The sequence below is a fragment of the Hallella sp. genome (assembly GCF_037460745.1).
Taxonomy (GTDB): Bacteria; Bacteroidota; Bacteroidia; order Bacteroidales; family Bacteroidaceae; genus Prevotella; species Prevotella faecis.
In genome coordinates this window covers 1-17,564 of record NZ_JAXVAE010000132.1, presented here as the reverse complement: position 1 = coordinate 17,564, position 17,564 = coordinate 1, and the positions used below count along the sequence as shown (strand labels likewise).

15 protein-coding genes are annotated in these 17,564 nt (G+C 49.1%); 3 read left to right on the top strand and 12 right to left on the bottom strand.

Annotated elements, in window-relative coordinates; all coding sequences use genetic code 11:
* Positions 1 to 553 precede the first annotated feature (553 nt).
* A complete protein-coding gene (locus WKK33_RS09215; RefSeq protein ID WP_337570150.1) occupies positions 554 to 862 on the top strand; it encodes a hypothetical protein in 309 nt (102 codons plus the stop codon).
* 51 nt (positions 863 to 913) lie between these two features.
* Here WKK33_RS09215 and WKK33_RS09210 read toward each other — a convergent pair whose 3' ends face one another.
* Positions 914 to 1,366, bottom strand: a complete 453-nt coding sequence (locus tag WKK33_RS09210; RefSeq protein ID WP_337570149.1) for a helix-turn-helix transcriptional regulator — start codon at positions 1,364 to 1,366, stop codon at positions 914 to 916.
* A gap of 787 nt (positions 1,367 to 2,153) precedes the next feature.
* Positions 2,154 to 3,182, bottom strand: a complete 1,029-nt coding sequence (holA, locus tag WKK33_RS09205) for a DNA polymerase III subunit delta (protein WP_337469647.1) — start codon at positions 3,180 to 3,182, stop codon at positions 2,154 to 2,156.
* Positions 3,183 to 3,260: 78 nt separating this feature from the next.
* Here holA and WKK33_RS09200 point away from each other — a divergent pair, with 78 nt between their 5' ends.
* Positions 3,261 to 3,710 carry a type I restriction enzyme HsdR N-terminal domain-containing protein gene (locus WKK33_RS09200; protein WP_215758597.1) on the top strand — a complete coding sequence of 150 codons (450 nt, stop codon included), beginning with the start codon at positions 3,261 to 3,263 and terminating at the stop codon, positions 3,708 to 3,710.
* A 971-nt stretch (positions 3,711 to 4,681) separates the two neighbouring features.
* Here the strand turns inward: WKK33_RS09200 and WKK33_RS09195 are convergent.
* Positions 4,682 to 4,942 carry a hypothetical protein gene (locus WKK33_RS09195; protein WP_337933533.1) on the bottom strand — a complete coding sequence of 87 codons (261 nt, stop codon included), beginning with the start codon at positions 4,940 to 4,942 and terminating at the stop codon, positions 4,682 to 4,684.
* A 490-nt stretch (positions 4,943 to 5,432) separates the two neighbouring features.
* On the opposite strand from WKK33_RS09195, the gene WKK33_RS09190 reads away from it, so the two are divergent.
* Positions 5,433 to 6,260 carry a DnaJ domain-containing protein gene (locus tag WKK33_RS09190; protein WP_337933536.1) on the top strand — a complete coding sequence of 276 codons (828 nt, stop codon included), beginning with the start codon at positions 5,433 to 5,435 and terminating at the stop codon, positions 6,258 to 6,260.
* Between the two features lie 1,676 nt (positions 6,261 to 7,936).
* Here the strand turns inward: WKK33_RS09190 and WKK33_RS09185 are convergent.
* The 9 genes from WKK33_RS09185 to WKK33_RS09145 form a co-directional block, all read right to left on the bottom strand.
* Positions 7,937 to 8,788 carry a C4-type zinc ribbon domain-containing protein gene (locus WKK33_RS09185; RefSeq protein ID WP_337933531.1) on the bottom strand — a complete coding sequence of 284 codons (852 nt, stop codon included), beginning with the start codon at positions 8,786 to 8,788 and terminating at the stop codon, positions 7,937 to 7,939.
* A 5-nt stretch (positions 8,789 to 8,793) separates the two neighbouring features.
* Positions 8,794 to 9,582 carry a Nif3-like dinuclear metal center hexameric protein gene (locus WKK33_RS09180; protein ID WP_337933530.1) on the bottom strand — a complete coding sequence of 263 codons (789 nt, stop codon included), beginning with the start codon at positions 9,580 to 9,582 and terminating at the stop codon, positions 8,794 to 8,796.
* A 764-nt stretch (positions 9,583 to 10,346) separates the two neighbouring features.
* Positions 10,347 to 10,580 (bottom strand): XRE family transcriptional regulator, encoded by a 234-nt coding sequence (locus WKK33_RS09175; protein WP_337933529.1) that lies wholly within the window; start codon positions 10,578 to 10,580, stop codon positions 10,347 to 10,349.
* Between the two features lie 54 nt (positions 10,581 to 10,634).
* Positions 10,635 to 11,993, bottom strand: a complete 1,359-nt coding sequence (locus WKK33_RS09170; RefSeq protein WP_337933528.1) for a tetratricopeptide repeat protein — start codon at positions 11,991 to 11,993, stop codon at positions 10,635 to 10,637.
* 120 nt (positions 11,994 to 12,113) lie between these two features.
* The gene (locus tag WKK33_RS09165; RefSeq protein ID WP_337933526.1) at positions 12,114 to 13,109 is read right to left on the bottom strand and encodes a nuclear transport factor 2 family protein; all 996 of its coding nucleotides are present in this window, start codon (positions 13,107 to 13,109) and stop codon (positions 12,114 to 12,116) included.
* Positions 13,106 to 13,807 carry a hypothetical protein gene (locus tag WKK33_RS09160; protein WP_337933524.1) on the bottom strand — a complete coding sequence of 234 codons (702 nt, stop codon included), beginning with the start codon at positions 13,805 to 13,807 and terminating at the stop codon, positions 13,106 to 13,108. Before WKK33_RS09160 ends, WKK33_RS09165 begins: the two co-directional genes overlap by 4 nt.
* A gap of 28 nt (positions 13,808 to 13,835) precedes the next feature.
* Positions 13,836 to 14,783 carry a hypothetical protein gene (locus WKK33_RS09155; RefSeq protein WP_337933522.1) on the bottom strand — a complete coding sequence of 316 codons (948 nt, stop codon included), beginning with the start codon at positions 14,781 to 14,783 and terminating at the stop codon, positions 13,836 to 13,838.
* The gene (locus WKK33_RS09150) at positions 14,773 to 16,716 is read right to left on the bottom strand and encodes a caspase family protein (RefSeq protein WP_337933521.1); all 1,944 of its coding nucleotides are present in this window, start codon (positions 16,714 to 16,716) and stop codon (positions 14,773 to 14,775) included. Before WKK33_RS09150 ends, WKK33_RS09155 begins: the two co-directional genes overlap by 11 nt.
* Positions 16,703 to 17,539: a CHASE2 domain-containing protein gene (locus WKK33_RS09145; RefSeq protein WP_337933519.1), complete on the bottom strand. Its 837-nt coding sequence runs from the start codon at positions 17,537 to 17,539 to the stop codon at positions 16,703 to 16,705. Before WKK33_RS09145 ends, WKK33_RS09150 begins: the two co-directional genes overlap by 14 nt.
* Positions 17,540 to 17,564: the final 25 nt, after the last annotated feature.

Sequence of the window (17,564 nt, the reverse complement as noted above, 5' to 3'; positions counted from 1 at the left end):
CATTATAGTAAACCAGGGTAAAAACTGACAAGTGAAATCAGGAAAAGACAAAACACGCCCGATCGAGTCTCGAAACATGCCTTTTCGCAACACGATACATGCCTTTTGGTAAAGGCTCGTCTCAGTCGAGCCACCAAAATCTCTACTAAACGGCTGGAACAACCTCTAGTTTAACGGAAATCCCGACACAACTTTTTAGCCAAAAAACGCAACGACAACTATTATCACCAATAGCTTCGATACCCGAACCAGAGGTTATGCAATAACAACTAAAGGTGTTCTGCAATACAACTTAAGGTCTACACCGCATCTTCCGGGAATATCTTTGGCGAGAAAAGCAATGGGACTGAGGCATACTACCAAGTACTCATAAAAGCCATTTAGCAAACTCCTGAATACACGCAATAGGACCAAACGCCAAACAAACCCCAAAACTTGAATGGACTTTATGGAAAACCGAGAGAAGAAGAATAACGACAAGAGTTCAACAAAAAGGAAATAGGAGGAGAGAGAAACGACAAACGAACACAAACGGTTTGGAGATGGTGGAAGGGTGGAACGAAAATGGAAGGACAACGAAACGGGAAAACAGAACGAACGGGACGAGAAAGATGAGAAGCAGGAACGGAAATGGAAGGACGACGAAACGGGAAAACAGAACGAACGGGACGAGAAAGAAGAGAAGTTGGAACGGAAATGGAAGGACGACGAAACGGGAAAACAGAACGAACGGAACGAAAAAGATGAGAAGCAGGAACGGAAATGGAAGGACGACGAAACGGGAAAACAGAACGAACGGAACGAGAAAGATGAGAAGCAGGAACGGAAATGGAAGGACGACGAAACGGGATTGAGCGGATAAAAAAACAGGCCAAAACCACTTGGGTCTGACCTGATTTTGAACCTGCACAACTTACTTCTTGGGGGTGAAAGTCTCCCAAGTTTGATCATCATAGAAGATGCGTATCTCCGTGATCTTGCGTTGCGGCCTGTCAATATATTTGACTTGGTTTTGGGTAAGCCCAGAAGGGTCGCCTACATAACGTGGCTCAGCAGGCTGCTGAGACATGTCAAAAAGGAGAGGGGAGGAGGAAGACGGATCGCCTGGAATTCCCGAAGGACGAGCCTCGCTGATATCATCGTCTAAGGTGGCCGAGCCACTCTCCATCGAACCAACACCATACAGCAGCCACTCCAACGAGACTTGGGGGAAATGCTTGTGAATGGCGTCAACCATCTGAAGGGTGGGACGAGTCTTGTTATTGAGCACACCGCTCAACGATCCCTCGGAGATTCCGGTGAACTGCGAGAAGATTTTTTGAGTCATGTGATTCGACTCCATGATTTTCTTGATTCGATCTTTCATACCAGACAAATTGTACTTAACGAGGCTTTAGGGCCTAAAAAGGGGCTCTCGCCTACGATTTGCAAAGTTAAAACATAAATTTGAAATATCCAACTATATCGAAAGGAATTTAAAAACATAAAGTTTTACTTTGCGATTTGGCATTTCGAATGAACAAATTTACAACTTATGCCACAATGGATTCAAATATTAAAATCCGAATTACCTGCTGATTGTAGACTATAAGGCTTTTTAGAGCAATTTTTGGTAACTAACTGGTTAAAATAGGGATATATGGAACGGTTTGACATCTAAAATGGCATTTATGCATGTTTCGCAAGCAAAAACTTTATCGTTTGTACCAATTATAGTTATTCGAAAAGTTGTATTATGCTAATAATAAGGCTTTTACAAACAACATAACACGTGTGTATAATTATCAATGCGAATTTTGAAATGCGATGATTCGCGATTTAGAATCTTTCGATATTTTGCATCCCGAAGCATTTTCTTCGAATTTCGAAATCCGAAATATCAAATTAACAACCGCGTGATTTGGGTTTAATGTTTCGTATTTCGTTTTATTAAATGCAAACAAGTGTTAACAATGAATCCGCGGGGGCAAAAATAACGAAGAATCGAAATAGAGAAGATATTCCTAACAACGGTACGAATCGCTTTCAAATACGCGATTCTCAAGAGCATAAAAATAGGCCAAACTCCCCTATTCTCACGGAGTTAGGCCTAAAAAACGAGGTCGTGGAGCTTCACCATTCTAGAGCGGAAATCCACGTTTTTTGGATAAAAATCAGTGCAAAATGAAGAAAATTAGCTCCTTCATAAGGTCGCCTGCATCGGTATTTGGGTTGTCCAAACCCTTACTTTTGGCATCAATCTCGCGTAGTTTCTCCAAAATTTGAAGAGTTTTTCTTCCCGAGTAATTTCTCATGCCAGCAAGATAGTCTTTCGTACCCCATGTGGAACGCAAATCGAGATACCCTGCGAGGCTCTGCGGATCGCTGGAATTGGGGGCGTAAAAAGCTACCATCAAGTTCTGAAAAAAACTAAAAAGGAATGGGAGGAGCGAATACAACGAACCAGCTTTCGGATTGCTGTTAAAATATTTGATTATCTGATTTGCCTTAAAAACATCCTTGTTGATGATGGCATTGCGAAACTCAAAGGCGTTGAAGTCTTTGCTCACGCCAACATTCTTCTCGACAACACTCGGCGTCACTCGCCTATCCTCCTCAGGCAGCGAGATAAGCAATTTGTCGAGTTCCGACATCATGCGGTTCAGGTCGGAGCCGATATGGTCAGCGAGCATACTTGCACTCTTGTCGTCGATCGACGCGTTTTTCTTTTTCAGGTAATCGCGGATGAAAGTGGGCAACTGGTAATCCTTGAGCTTTTTGCTCTCGAACACCACTCCCGCCCGTTCGGCCGCAGACACAAATTTCAGCCGACGGTTAATGGAACCATTCTTGTAACAGATGACCAAGATGGTCGAGGCCAACGGTTTCTCTGCATATTTCTCCAATCGTTCGAACGATCGCAGAGCCTGCGCCTCTTTCACAATCACCACCCGATGACTGGCCATCATCGGATAAGACATGGCCATGTCGGCGATGCCCGCAGCATTGACATCTGCTCCGAAAACCACGGTTTGGTTAAAAGCCTGCTCATCGGGAGTCAGCACATGTTCCTGGATGTAGTCGCTTATCCGGTCGATGTAATACGATTCATCACCCATTAATATATAAATAGGTGCGTAATGACCCTCCTTCAGGTCCTTCATAATGGCGTCGAAGGTGACGCTCGGCCTCTTTTCCGGCATATTTCTTCTTGTTGATTATTGCAAAATCTCGTGCCAATTGACTATCTTTGCACAAGAACTACATGCAAAGATAATAAAATGATTCCGTTAAACCTTCCCTCCTTCGACATAAAATTGCAGGGCACGCGCGAGCATCCGCGCGTCCTCGACGTGCTGCGCCGACGCTATGTGGCATTGACCCCGGAAGAGTGGGTGCGCCAAAGTTTCATTCATTATCTCATCGAACACTTGGGGTACCCACAGACATTGTTGGCCAACGAGGTGCCTTTGCGGGTAGGCGACAAGCAACTTCGTGCCGACAGCGTGCTATACGACCGTCACCTTCGGCCCAAGATGATCATCGAATACAAGGCCCCAACGATTCCCATTACACAACGAGTTTTCGAGCAAATTGCAGCTTACAACATTCTGCTTCACGTGGACTATCTCATCGTTTCAAACGGCTTGAACCACTATTGCTGCAAAGTGAATTATAATAATAAAGAATGTTTATACTTGGATCACATCCCAAGATACGAAGAAATCTGACAAAAGCCACAAAAGAAATGCATTTCAGGAGGCAACTAACAGCAGTAGCGCCCGAGACCGCATGCGTTTCGTTGAACAAAGGAAAATGCTGTTTTTACGTTCAAAAAACGCATTTTGGAGCAGTTTCAAGCCACTCCATACGTTCCTCTGGCGTGTTCCAACAAGTGATTTTATACCGTCCAACAGGTGATTTATGCCGTCCAATGGGTGGCTTTATGCCGTCCAACGGGGGGCTTTATGCCCTACGTCTGGCACTTTTCTGGCGTTTTTAGAGCGTTTTTGCGCCCAAACACGTAAGCTTCGCGGTTTTATGTGCTTGCAAAGCGGTTTTAACCGCACTTCCTGCGCGGCTTAGATGCATCGCCAGAGTGGTTTAGACGCATCGACGGGACCGTCTTAATGCGCTTACAGAGCTTTTCAAGCATTACAAACGGTATACATCCACACAAATTCATAAAACACCACTTAAAATCTCAAAAAACGGCCTCAGAACACTCGCAGGACAGCCCTCCTACCCCAAATCATCCCACTTAACGAGTCCATTCCTTCCATTTCACATAAAAATCGAGGCTATACACGGCAATAACGAACACTCTTACTACAGGAAACACATACTTACAAAACACTCAGAAGTCGACTTTTGAACGTATAAAAGCCACATTTTGAACGCACAAAAACCACATTTCGAACGCACAAGAACCATATTTCGAACGCATAAAAGCCACCCGTCGAACGCACAGAGGACACTTTATGAGACGCCAGCAAATCCCTCTGAACATCTTAGCGGCACAGCCCAATCGAGCCAAAGACACTTTCCGGAAGCATTGATAGCACAACAAAAATATCCGAAACGAGCCAATCACACCATTCGTAACCACTTAATTATCAGCGTTATAACGCGAAAAGCCACCTTTACCCGAAGGTGAAGGTGGCTTTTCGCGAACCAAGAAGCCGAAGGATCGGCTATGGTTCTACCCTACTGCGTTGTACCCGCTAGTGCTGTTGTCGCGCATAATGTCGCGGATGTTCAGCTCCTTGTGAGGACCCTTTTGAGCTGTAGGATCTGGGTGGTGAGGCTTGTCCTCCTCATAGTGGAAATCCTTATAATGAGCCTCTGCAATGCCCCAAATCAACAAGGCTGCCACCAAAAACACGATTAAAGCAAGTGCTATATTCATTGTGATTGCTTGTATAATAATGATTAATTTGGCGCAAAGGTAGTGAATTTCCATCAAACAGATGCCCTTAGGCAAGGTTTTTTTGTTAAATTTGCAACGTTAACTGCTGAGCCTAACATGCCCAACGACCTGCGAGAGCCTTAGATTTTCCCGTCATTTGGGGCAAAACGCCTGCTAATCAGGCAAAAAAGTGTCTGAAAACAGGGATGAAAACAACCGTAGACAGGACCAAAAGTGACAGAAAAGAGGGCTGAAAGCGAACCTCGATCCGTACTGGAGACGTCGACAAACGACAACAAATGCAACTGCAGGAGGAGTATCTTGTCTCCGTAAAAACTTGGAAGCGGGTCTCACAAAAGGCCCAATTTCCATAAAAATCCAAAGGAAAAGCAGCCAAAAGGCTCAGGAAAGAGCCAGAAAGTCACAGGAAAGGGCCTTAAAGTCACAGGAAAGGGCCTTAAAAGCACAGGAAACGGGCACAAAAGAGCTCAAAAGCGAGACAAAGGCAAGGCAATCATTCAATAACCCTACAAAAACAGACATTATGGCTTTAGGCAAATGGATAGGAGGCTTTATTGGCCTTCAAATGGGCGGTCCGCTCGGTGCGCTGGCTGGTTTTGCGCTTGGCGCCCTCCTCGATCGCAGTTTCCAATCGGACAACAACGGAGGTGGCGTGTTTGATGGCGACGGCACTTACGGTGATGGCAGGTCACAACAAGACCAATATCACAGGCATCAGGAACGAACCGCAGAGAGCGAGCGTAACACATTTCGCTTTTCATTGCTCGTTTTAGCGTCGTATATCATCAGCGCAGATGGCAAGATCATGCATTCGGAGATGAATCTTGTGAGACAATGGTTGCGCTCAAACTTCGGAGAAGCTGCCGTTCGCGAGGGCGAGCAAATCCTTCTGCGGCTCTTCGAACAGCAAAAGATCATGGGCGCTACAGAATATGGAAACACTGTTATGAAGTGCTGCCAACAATTGCAAGGCACCATGGTTTACGAACAGCGTTTGCAGCTTCTCCACTTCCTTTCGATGATTGCCCAAGCCGATGGTGTGGTCACAACAGAAGAAGTAGACGCACTAAAAAGATGCGCCATCGGTCTTGGATTGAGCGCAGTGGAAGTTGACCGCATGCTCAACCTTCACGACGCAAGCACAAGCGTCGACGCCGCCTACAAAGTGCTGGGCATGAGCCCCAACGCCACTGAGGAGGAGCTAAAGAAAGCCTACCGCAAGTTGGCCTTGGAAAACCATCCCGACCGCGTCGCTTCACTAGGCGAAGACGTAAGAAAAGCAGCCGAAAAGAAACTGCAAGAAATCAACGCCGCAAAGGAAACTATTTGGAAATCAAGAGGTTTCAGATAATTACCACAACAAGATTCCGCACCCAACCAAATCCACACAATACACCACGTTATACCTCGTTAGGAGGCAACGTGGTGTTTTTTATTGTCTCCCGAAGTATATTACGGGGTATAACGTCACGCAAAATATGCCACCTTGCACGGCGATTACGATATATAACACAAGGTATCTATAAGATACGCCGTAACCTAATCATAAGATATATCATAACACAGAAATGAACACACCGCTATACCTTACGTTATATGTTATGACATAACTACGCAATACAACATTGTCGGCTCATAAGATATAACATACCAAGACTACAACGCATAACGTAATATCACCACAACATACATCGTAACATCATTACAGGATATAACATAACGCATACAAGGGATATCGTATTATATATTATAAGCGACCGTATGATATAGGAACAACATATAGTATGTTCCTCTTACGACACAGTTCGTATACCAATAACATGATATAACATTGCCAAACCACGGAATATAACGTAGTAATCATACAAGATATAACATGTTATCTCGATAGGGTATAACGTATTCTGTACACAAAGAACGTTTCAACAGCTGCACGAAACGCCACCTTCCACCCTATTCAAAACAACGGTATGGTTCACAAGATACATCGTGCAGTCGCATGCCGCACAATGGTATAACTCGTGAGATACACCGAAATGCCGCACAACGCTTCACGTAGTAGTTTGCGGGATACACTGTATCCACCCGCTATCTCCCATCCAACGCCCCACAAGATATACCGCAACAAATTGCCGCACACGACATAATACCTTACAGGATATATCATAATAGAGCACGGCGTACTTCATGGAAACGAACGAAGTATAACGTAACACATAACGTAATACACAAGCGCAAATTACCTTATATAATATAAGAAACACAAGCGCAGGCATAAACACTACGCATCGCCAAGCCCATCGCATGACGCAACCACGAGCCACAACATCCGGGCGTATATAGTACGTTATACAACATATAATATCTCATGGATCATTGCGCCCCCAACCGCGTTCTCCTACACTCCGTAGACAATCACCACTACACCTACCAGCAACACCCTACCCCTCACATCCATTATCCCTCATAATGGGCAGGCGAAGACCATCGCTCTTTGCCTGTTGCCCCCAACCTTCGCAACCGCCACGCCATTCGGCCAGAAGCCATGCGCCACAACTTGCATAAGCAACTCTACACACGAAGAGCCCAAACTCTACACACGAAGAAACCAAGCTCCACACACGAAGAACCCAAGCTCCACACACGAAGAAAGCGTTCGCGCCCTACAGAACCAACCTTTTTCGCAAGCAAATATATGTTCAAAAATTCGGACACAAGAACCACATACGGAAGCCAAGCGTCGCAACGCGAAAGGGCCCCGGCCGCTTATCATCAAGCAACCGGGGCCCTTCTTATAAAATATCCATCGAGCACTTTCGGTAGGCTATTCAAGTCCAATGCGCATGGCTCAAAAGTGGGTCATCGACAAATATCGACTAACCCGCAGACACTCGCCAAACTCCCATTGACAGCACGACGGAAAACGCGGAAGGTTCAAAAACCAAGCCACAGAGAACCCATAGAGCAGTCCATGGCGCATCCCTACATTCTCCGTTCAACCTTACGAAGCATCCGATGATGGTCTCATTACTCAGCGGCAGCGTCGTCGGTCTTCTTGGTGCGACGTGTGGTGCGCGTCTTACGCTTGGGCTTTTCGTCCTCAGCCACCTCCATCTTCACACCAGCCAACTCAGGATCGATGAGAATACGACCGCAGTACTCGCACACGATGATCTTCTTGTGCATCTTGATATCGAGCTGACGCTGTGGCGGAATCTTGTTGAAGCAACCACCGCAAGCATCACGCTGCACATACACGATACCCAAACCATTGCGAGCACCCTTGCGGATACGCTTGAAGCTGCTGAGCAGACGAGCGTCGACAGTCGAAATCTGGCTCTCGAGTTCCTTAGCCTTCTCCTTCAGCTTCTCCTCCACGTCACGAGTCTCCTGCATGATCTCGTCGAGCTCATTGCGCTTCATCTCGAGATCTTTCTGACGCTCGCTGATAGTCTCCTGCGTCTTCTTCAGGTCCTCTTGGCGCTCAGCCACCTTCTGACTGGCCTCACGTATCTTCTTGTTGCAAAGCTCAATCTCGAGCTCCTGGAACTCAATCTCCTTGCTCAGCGTATCATATTCGCGGTTGTTGCGCACCTCGTCGAGCTGCTTCTTGTAGCGCTCCACGCTCACCTGTGCCTGCTCAATCTCGTTGCGCTTTTGCGCCACGGCAGTCTGGAAGTCGGTAATTTCGCCCTCAATCTTGGTCAGGCGGGTGTTAAGACCTGCAATCTCATCTTCCAAGTCGCTCACTTCGAGAGGCAACTCACCTCTGAGCGCACGCTTCTCGTCGATACCCGACAGGGTGGTCTGCAACTGGAACAAAGCCTTAAGTTTTTCCTCCACCGTCATCTCTGTGGAGTGTTCTTTCTTTACAGTCATAATAATTAGAGGTATATGATTGGATTTGTATTCGTTCTTGTGAGGTAGCATTTCACACCAGGGCACTCCTTATTGATGATGTCGCGGAAGATTTCGTTGGTGAATTGCTCACTCTGGTAATGGCCGATGACCGCGATCTGTATCTGCTGCTCATGGCCAAAATACTGATGGTAGTGCATCTCGCCCGTCACAAACGCGTCGGCCCCTTGGCGTATGGCCTCATCGAGCAGGAAGTCGCCAGCGCCACCGCAGAGCGCCACCGTACGTATGGGGCGGCGCAGCAATTGGTTGGCCATAACGCTCTCCACGTCGAACGCGCGTTTGAGCATGATAATCAGGTCATCGGCTGCAATAGCCTCCGGCAATTCGCCGATGACACCCTCGCCACCTTCAACGCCGTCGACTGTCTGCTGTTTGCCGAAGAAGCGCAACCCATCGAGCCCCATCTTCTCCGCAATCTTATAGTTGACCCCTCCGCGCGCACTGTCCATATTGGTGTGCATGGAGACGATGCAGATATGGTTCTCTATGGCTTTCATCACCGTGCGCTGCACACAGTCCTCGCCAGTGATATGGCTGAGCTTATGGAATATCAGCGGATGGTGCGACACAATGAGGTTACAGCCCAAGGCGATAGCCTCATCAACGATGGCCTCGGTAACGTCAAGACACAATAAAGCCCCTGAGACTTCCGCTTCTGTTAATCCGATCTGCAAGCCGGCATTATCGAAGCCTTCTTGCAGGGGCAGAGGCGCGAATTGTTCAAGGGCATTAACCACTTTTACTATTTTCACGCTAATAATACGTTTTAGATTGCAAAAATACAAAGATTTCGCCGAATACAGCCTTGCAATCTGCAAGATTTTAGAAGATTTAACGATTATTTCGCGTAACCAACGGCTTACGCCTCACAGATTTTCATATAACGGCCCACATTGGGGTTTCATGCAAAAAATCCGCAACAAACTACATTGGAATCTACACATTTCTTTTCCACGACCAAACAATTTGGTGCAAATACGCGATTCTTAGGCAATTTCTATAACCCACTAACGCTCAACACATTACAGAGATCACAATCTTCTCAACATCCATTATTCCCCCTTCTACTCCGCGAAACATGCCTAACCGCACTGCGAAACATGGCTAACCGAGACTCGAAACATGGCCTTTTGCATCTCGGTTAGGCATGTATTGCAACTCGAAAGACGCCCAACCGCAAATTCTTCTATCACTTCCGCAACTAAAATCTCGCAAAAACGGCTTTTTGGCTCGCTAGTTCACCGGAAAAACCTAACAAACTTTTTAGCCATAATCCCTTACAACACATGCCTCGCCTGTTTCCATTCGCTCATCCGCGCCACCGCCAACACCAAGCCATCTCCCCCCCCAGGCGCCCTCACCTCATGGAGATTGGGGCTGGGCATAGCAGGTCCAGCAAGCCATTTCCCATGGCAGGAAAACAAAAAGGGTTGGGGCTCGGAGCTTGTGAAACCAACCGGAATCGGTTTCCCCAAAAGTCCGAAGCCCAACCCATTGGCGCTTGCCATTACGCAGTTCAACACTCTTTGTCGGTGCCCTTAGGCTCAACGTCAATGTCGTCAGACAGTTCCTTAAAGAAATCGCGATGCAAGATGCGCGAGATGTTCGCAACGACCTCCGTGTCCAAACTGTTGTTCGCAACAAATCGGTATACCACCGACCGGCTTCGTCCCAACTGTTTGGCCAACCAGCCCACCGACCGTCCTTGTCGGTCGAGCTCTTCTCTGATGAGTTGTCCAATGTGTATCATGTTGGCTTACGTTATTGATATGATGGCCTAATGCGTTGTGTTAGGCTGCTTAAGTTAGAAGCTCACACCCACACCCACCGAGAATGCCTGTTGTCCGATGAAATCCTTCAGGTTCGTGTCCATGGCAAATCGGTACTGGTAAGTGAGGCGCAGGGCGAAATAGGAGTACTTCACAGCGATACCGGCCACAGGCGATATAGCCCACGCAGCATTGGCCTTGGTGTCGTCGTTGGTATAAACGCTACCCTCTTTCTGGTCGCTGCCCACGACGAGCTTGTTGTCGGGGTCGTTGGGGAATCCGTCCTTATTGGGATAGATCTTATCCTTCAGTCCAATGGGCTTATAGTCGCCGTAGTAGCACTTCACGGTAGCGCCCGGTCCGAAGAACACCCACACGGGGCTCGCAATCTTGATGGTCCAACCGAAGTTCACGTTTACCTCAGGCATATCGCCCACCGTGCAGTCGTTGCGCATCATGTCGAACACGTTCTTGTTGACGCTCATGCCGAAGAAGCCACCCACCTTGTGCATGTTGTATTTACCATACGAGAATCCGATAGGCGTATCCTTGGTATACTCGTAGGTAAACACGCGCGAATGATTCTTACGCTGGTTGAGCAACAGCTCGATGCGGTTGATCTGCTGCTGGGCCAACAGCCGCGACGGGCAGTCGTTCTCCACGATCTGTCGGTAAAGGGGCAATGCCTGCTGATACTGTTTTTCGCTGTCATAATATTGCGCCTGCTCCATCGTCATGCTGCACTCGTCCACATACTTCAGCATGCATTCCGCCTGGCGGTCGTTGGCATACGAGTCGTACGAGTTGTACATCAGCACCTTCTTATAGAGATTGGCGGCCTCGCGATAGTTATGCATCTTAAAGAGCAACTCCGCCTTGTTGCGATAATAGATGATCGAGTCCACCAAGGCCAGGTTCTCATTGTTTTCTATCGTATCGACGTCGCTACACTCGGTAGCCACCTCAAACTGTATGCGCGCCTCGTTGTAGTTCATCTTCTTCAGTTCCTCCAAGCCTCTGTTTCGGTGTCCACGGTAGCATCCAGCGTCCACCATGCTATTTGGGTCGACAGCCAAGAGCGTCACCGCCTGCTTTGGCTTGAGGTCTTCGAGGCTTATGGTCACGGTGTTGTAGCCTGGCGATTTGATGCTGAGTTGGCGTCCACGATAACGCGAGCCCGTGGGAAACTCGATGTAATAGATGGAGTCGTTACCCTCGGCGAGGGTATTGTACGGATTGGCTGTCTTGTCCATGGTCGACTCGAACATGAGGGGGATGGTCTTGTTGCATTTCACGACGACAACAGCCTTACCGTCATCGCTTGAATACACATCATTGGGTTGCGACACGTCGGTCACTTCCAGCACATTTTGAGCAAATGCAACAGGTGCCATGAGGCATGCCATTGCAATAATCATGAGATGTTTCACCATTTTGTGGTTATTGTTAGATTTGTATTTAATGATGTTAATGTCATTGTTGTGGTACATAGGCGCGGGCCAAGCAGGCGCACTTTAGCGCACTATTCGGAATGAGCCCAGGTGGAACACGTCCTTCCTCTGCGTAACGATGTTGCCCGCCATATCCTTGTAGGGTTGCCAGGTGCGCACCTGTATGAGTGGGTTGTCGGAGTCTCGGAAGTCGATCATCAGGAAGAGGAAGCCCTCATCTTGGTATCTGTTAGTCCGCCACAACTGCCGAAGCGTCACACCATAGATGTTGTCGAACTTGGGGTGCTCGGTGATCTCAATGTCGGAGAACTTCACGTTGATGTACTTCACCGTCTTGAACACCTGTGCCAACTTGGTGAGATATTCCTGCTTGGTTTGCTTGATATACACCACCTTGTTGTTGTTCAGCGTCATCCTTGTCATGTCGCTATTGGGCTTTTCCTTCACCACTCGTCCGGTGATGATGAGCGCCTTATCGCTAAACACGCTGTTGAGCATGGCGTTGTCCTTGCGGTTGTAAGCCGTGCGGAAATTCTCTATGAAATCCACGATGATCTGGCGTCTCGCATAGTCGAGCTCCGATTCCTTCTCTGCCATCAGTTCCTCGTAGCGGTTCATCTCAATGGCAATGGCCACGTTGGTGATGAGTCCCATGGGGTCGAAGCTGATGGTAAGTTCCTGTCGCGCCTCGTCCTCGTCGGCCTCCACCATGTCTACCGGTATGCCCCTCACCTGATAGCCGTCCTTCGTTTTCAGGCAACGGCAGTTGAGGTTCATCGGCGGGCAGCTCATGGCGCTACTCTTCCATATTTCCTTAATCTCGTCGACAGCCGCCTTCGACACGTTGTCCTTCGAGAGCTTTATTGTTTTCTCGCCCTTTTCGGCTGCGTCATGAAAGGTCATAATAAGCGCTGTGACGTTGGCTTCCATGGCGGCCTTCACCTTTTCGTCCACCACACCATCCGTAATTTTGAACGTCGTGTCGGCCAATGCACCCACTGCGGTGGCAAAAACCAGGGCCACACTTGCCATCATGCGCATAATTGTCTGTTTGTTCATCTTTTCTTCTCCTTATCTTTCTTGCTAAAAATCGATTTGATGCTTCCTTGCGGAATATTGGCGTAGAGCTGGGCCGTGAGCTTCCCTTCGGCCTTGAACAGCTCGTCCATATCCATGTGTATTGTAAAGAGGTGTATGTTATTGAGCTTCTTGTGGAACATCACCAAGTCGGCCTCTATGCTGCCCTTGTCTATCTTGGTGACATTACAGAAAACCTGCCTGTCGGTAGCCAGCACCTGATAAATACCCCTCATGGGCATGGTTATGGTCTTCTTGACGTTTCCATATTGGTGCTGGGTTACGCGGATAGAGTATCGGTTGTCGGCCAGCACATTCATCAACAGATTGACGGCGCTCTCCATGGGGAAGCGCTTGCTGAAGATGGGCTTGCGTGTAGCGGCGTCGATGAAAACATCCGAACGCAGCGCGTCGATTTGGAACGATGTTCCCCGCAACAACACGACGCCCTCCTCGCGGGTTGGCGAGAGCAGGCTGTCGGGCACCGTCAGCGGTGGAACTATGAGTTGTCCGCCCGAGTAGGCGGCAAGCTGCCGAAACACCTGTTGGTCGGCCTCTGCCTTGTCGGCAGTCACCGTCTGCGTGGCTACTGGCTTCGTCTGCGCCCGTAAGGTGTTGGTGGCCAACAGGGCCAATGGCACAAGGGCCACAAGCGCGCTTCTCATTATGCTAATTTTCATGGGGCTTAATATAATAAGGTGGAAAGTGTCAGTGTTTGGTATTCAGAACGGTGCGTGCCACCCCAACCCTGACGCGCGCTCCATCGGCCTTCCCTGCCGTGATGGCGTTCATCAGAATGCTGAAGTTGACTGGCGTTTCGGTGGCCACAAGCACAAAGGCGTCGGTCGACGGCGTGTCGGAGGTGATAAACGGGTCGGCCTTGAAACCCACGGTGGCATTGGCCGGAACGAGCAGGTTGGCACATGTGGCGTCCTCATCCATGGGAAGCACCATGTATTTGTTGCCTTGGGCGTCGATGTTCAGCACGTTGACATACAGGGTTTCCGAGGTGTTGTTCTTTACGCGCACATAACATGCTGTGTTAGGCGCCACATGGGCGCCAACGGGACGCCCGGTCTGCACGTCCACCAACTCAAACTGCACGTCCAAATCAGAGGCAATAAGATTGGAGCTACTGAACAGTTGCTGCTCCGTGGTGCCCTCCGGCGCCGTTCCTTCAGCGGCTATCCGCACCACACGCGCCGCCATAAGCGAGTCGGTTGCCTCGGCGCGGTAGCTGGTTCCCGTAACCTGCATGTAGGCGTCAGGATGAAGCATCTTCTTTCCGTTGCTATTAAACAATTGTTTCACCAAGTAGCTCATGTATTGCTTCGTCAGGCTTTTGGTACGTTTGGAGGATAGGTCGATGAGGCTCCCCACGGTATTAAGGCCCGGTCGTGTGAAGGAGAACATCTTCAGCTTGGCTTCGTCGATGATGGTAACAGCGCTCTCCTCGGTTATCTTCAGCCTACTTTTGGGAGTGAGATACCTACGCGCAGCGATGGGCTCAAATCTCTCTCCATGCTGCACATAAGCCTTGCCCACCACCGAATAGACCACGTATTTCTGAGCCCGGACTGTCGTTGCGCCCATTGCCATACAGACCACAACGACCAGTGTGAGCACGAATCCTGTGTGTAAGTGCTTATTTCTCATAATTGAAAAGGTTGAAATGTTCTATGCCGTTAGGATTGATAAAGATGGGGGTCTGCTTGTAATTGGTTATCTTGCGCACCTCCTTATAGAGGAAATGTTCCAATTCCTGCGTCGAAAGTCCCTCGGCATGATCTTCGCGCGCAGCTCCGTTGATGGCCTCCACCAAAGCCTTGGTGAAAGCTCCGTTGCCCCACGACTCATCCTCCTGCGATTTGGTGTCGCTCGAACTTGAGGCGTAGAGCAGCATGCCGTTCTTCGACCGCTTCAGCTGCTCAATGAAGTGGGCCGTGGCTGCCGAGCGTGTTCCGCCAAACAAGGCGCCCGAATAGCAAGCGTCGACGAAGGCTATAAACTTGCCGTTGATGTCTTCCGCCTCGTTACGGAAGTCGGAAGCCGAGAAGCAGTCGTAGAGCTTGTCTGAGGAACATCCGTGGGGAATAAAATAGAAGCGGTCTTTCTCATCGCGCAGGCCATGGCCTGCGTAGAAGAACACGCACACATCGTTGGGCGACGACTCCTGCTTAAGCCATTCCATGGCCTCGAAGATATCGGCGCGCGTGGCCTCACCATCGCAAAGCACCTTCACCTGAACATCCTCATAAGGCAGCCCTTTCTTGGTGGCGATGGCACGCGCAAAGTCCTGCGCATCCTTGGTGGTGAGCTTCAACTTGGGCAACTTGGGGTCCTGATAGTCGCCCACGCCAATGGCCACAACGAAAAGTTTGGGCAATTCGAACGAGGTCGACTCGCGTATGAGACGTATCGTGGATGGCTCACTGTTGCCATATTTGTTCTGTGCATACATCATCACCGTGCAGTCGTGACGGGGCAGGTCCACATCGATGGTGTTGGCGGCACGCACGGCGCGTGTCTGTGGCTGGCGCTGGCCGTCGACGGTCACCACCACACGGGTACTGTCGGCTGCATTGCCTGCTATGAGTTGGTACTTCACCTTCACCTGATCGGTGTGGAACATCGACTGATCCTCGGGATACAGGATGCGAAGAACGGGAGTGGTTGTGGGGTGCACAGAGGCGGCCTGCGCCTGTTCGGCGGCTTTTAATTGCTTGGGACCCAATATGACATTGGGCTTCGTGGCCTCCGTCGGCGTTGCATCGGCCACATTTTCTTGCCTCGCCTTGGGTTCCGCTTCTGCGACAACAGTCTCGCCTTCCTCGCCCGGCAATGTGACATCAATGGAGAAATCGCCCTCCAATGTCTCCTTTTGGCTAATGGCTTTCTGAGCGTTGGCTGCCGCTTTAATCACGTTGGAAGGTGCCGTTACAGGCTTATGGGCTATGGGTTGTTGTGCTTTCGCCTGTGCTTTGGCAGGAATTGCGTGGCCCACAGGCTGCTCTTCTTTAGTGTCACCCACATTTGTCTTTTCTTTTTCCGCCACTGGGGACACGGCCGGTCTTACGCCTTGGTTGTCCTCGGCACGCAGTTTCCAACGCCCACTCTCAGCCTCGTCCTGCTCCACAAGGATGCCCTTGGCGTAGCAGTCGGCCAAGGTCAACTGGGCCCGCTTATAATTGTTCTCAGCAGAGCTATGCAACAGGTCAGACGCCTTGTCGTAATCGCGTGGCACTCCACGCCCATTCATGTAGCAATAAGCCAAATTATACTGGGCTTTGGCAAACTGCTGACGCGCCGCACGCTTAAACCACATGGCGGCCGATGTATAGTCGCGGTCGGTGCCTTCACCATTATAACAAGCGTATCCCATGTCAAACTGAGCCTCTGCATTGCCCAGCTGAGCCGCCTGCAGATAAACAGGCACCGCCTTTTCAAAATAACCCAATCGGTAAAGTGAGTCGGCTTTTGCCAAGAGAGCCTTGCCCTCGTCGTCGCCAGGGGCTCCTTTAGCCAACAAAGAGAGCGTAACCAACGCTAACATGAGCGCAAATAGGAGCGCAAACTTATGGTTCGACATAATATATTGACTTTTTGATGAATTTCCAGTGAGTGTGTTTCGACAGCATCATCACTATCCATTTGTACTGCAAACGCGATGTCTCGACCAATGCCAAGCCCACCAGCGGCAGCAATAGGCTGATGTAATAATTGAAGCGAGAGAAAAGCAAAAAGCTGGCTCCAACCAAGAACGCCGTCATGGCAAAATAGTAAACCTTAATCCAATAGATATAAGTGAAGGGATAACGGCGCATCAATTCAACGCCCACCCATGCGGAGAAATAACACACCAAGATTGTCAGCAATAGGCTAATGGCACCGCTTGCTGCCAACACGCGGTGATGAGCCATGCTCGAAAGCATGGCAAACGCCTGTATCTTCATGCCTGGCATCTTGCCCAAAGGGGTGATATGGGTGTCGGCCTCCTCATTGATGGTACCAAGGATTACGATTTTATCTTTAATGACATTGCGGTATTTCATCACGTCGCGGTGCGAGATCGTGAAGAAATCGGTATGCGAATATTCAATGTTACGCTGCTTGGGCGTCTGCTCAGTGGGTTGCACACCCGTATAACGGCATACCGCCAAATAAGGCAACGAGTAGACGGTGGTGCCCATAAGATGCTCGTTCTGAGAGTATTTGCGTATACATCCATAGCCCTCTCCTGAGATAACGTTGCTGAATCCCCAACTAAACCCAGCGCCTTCCATACCCTCAAAGAACGAGCGTCGCGCACCTCTGAATGCATCATTCTTGCTGTCATAATTGATGAGTTTGCACGACACGACGCCATTCTTTATCTCCGAAACAGCATTAGTACTGATGCGATAAAATCGCATAGTTATTAAAATTCATCAAATAAAG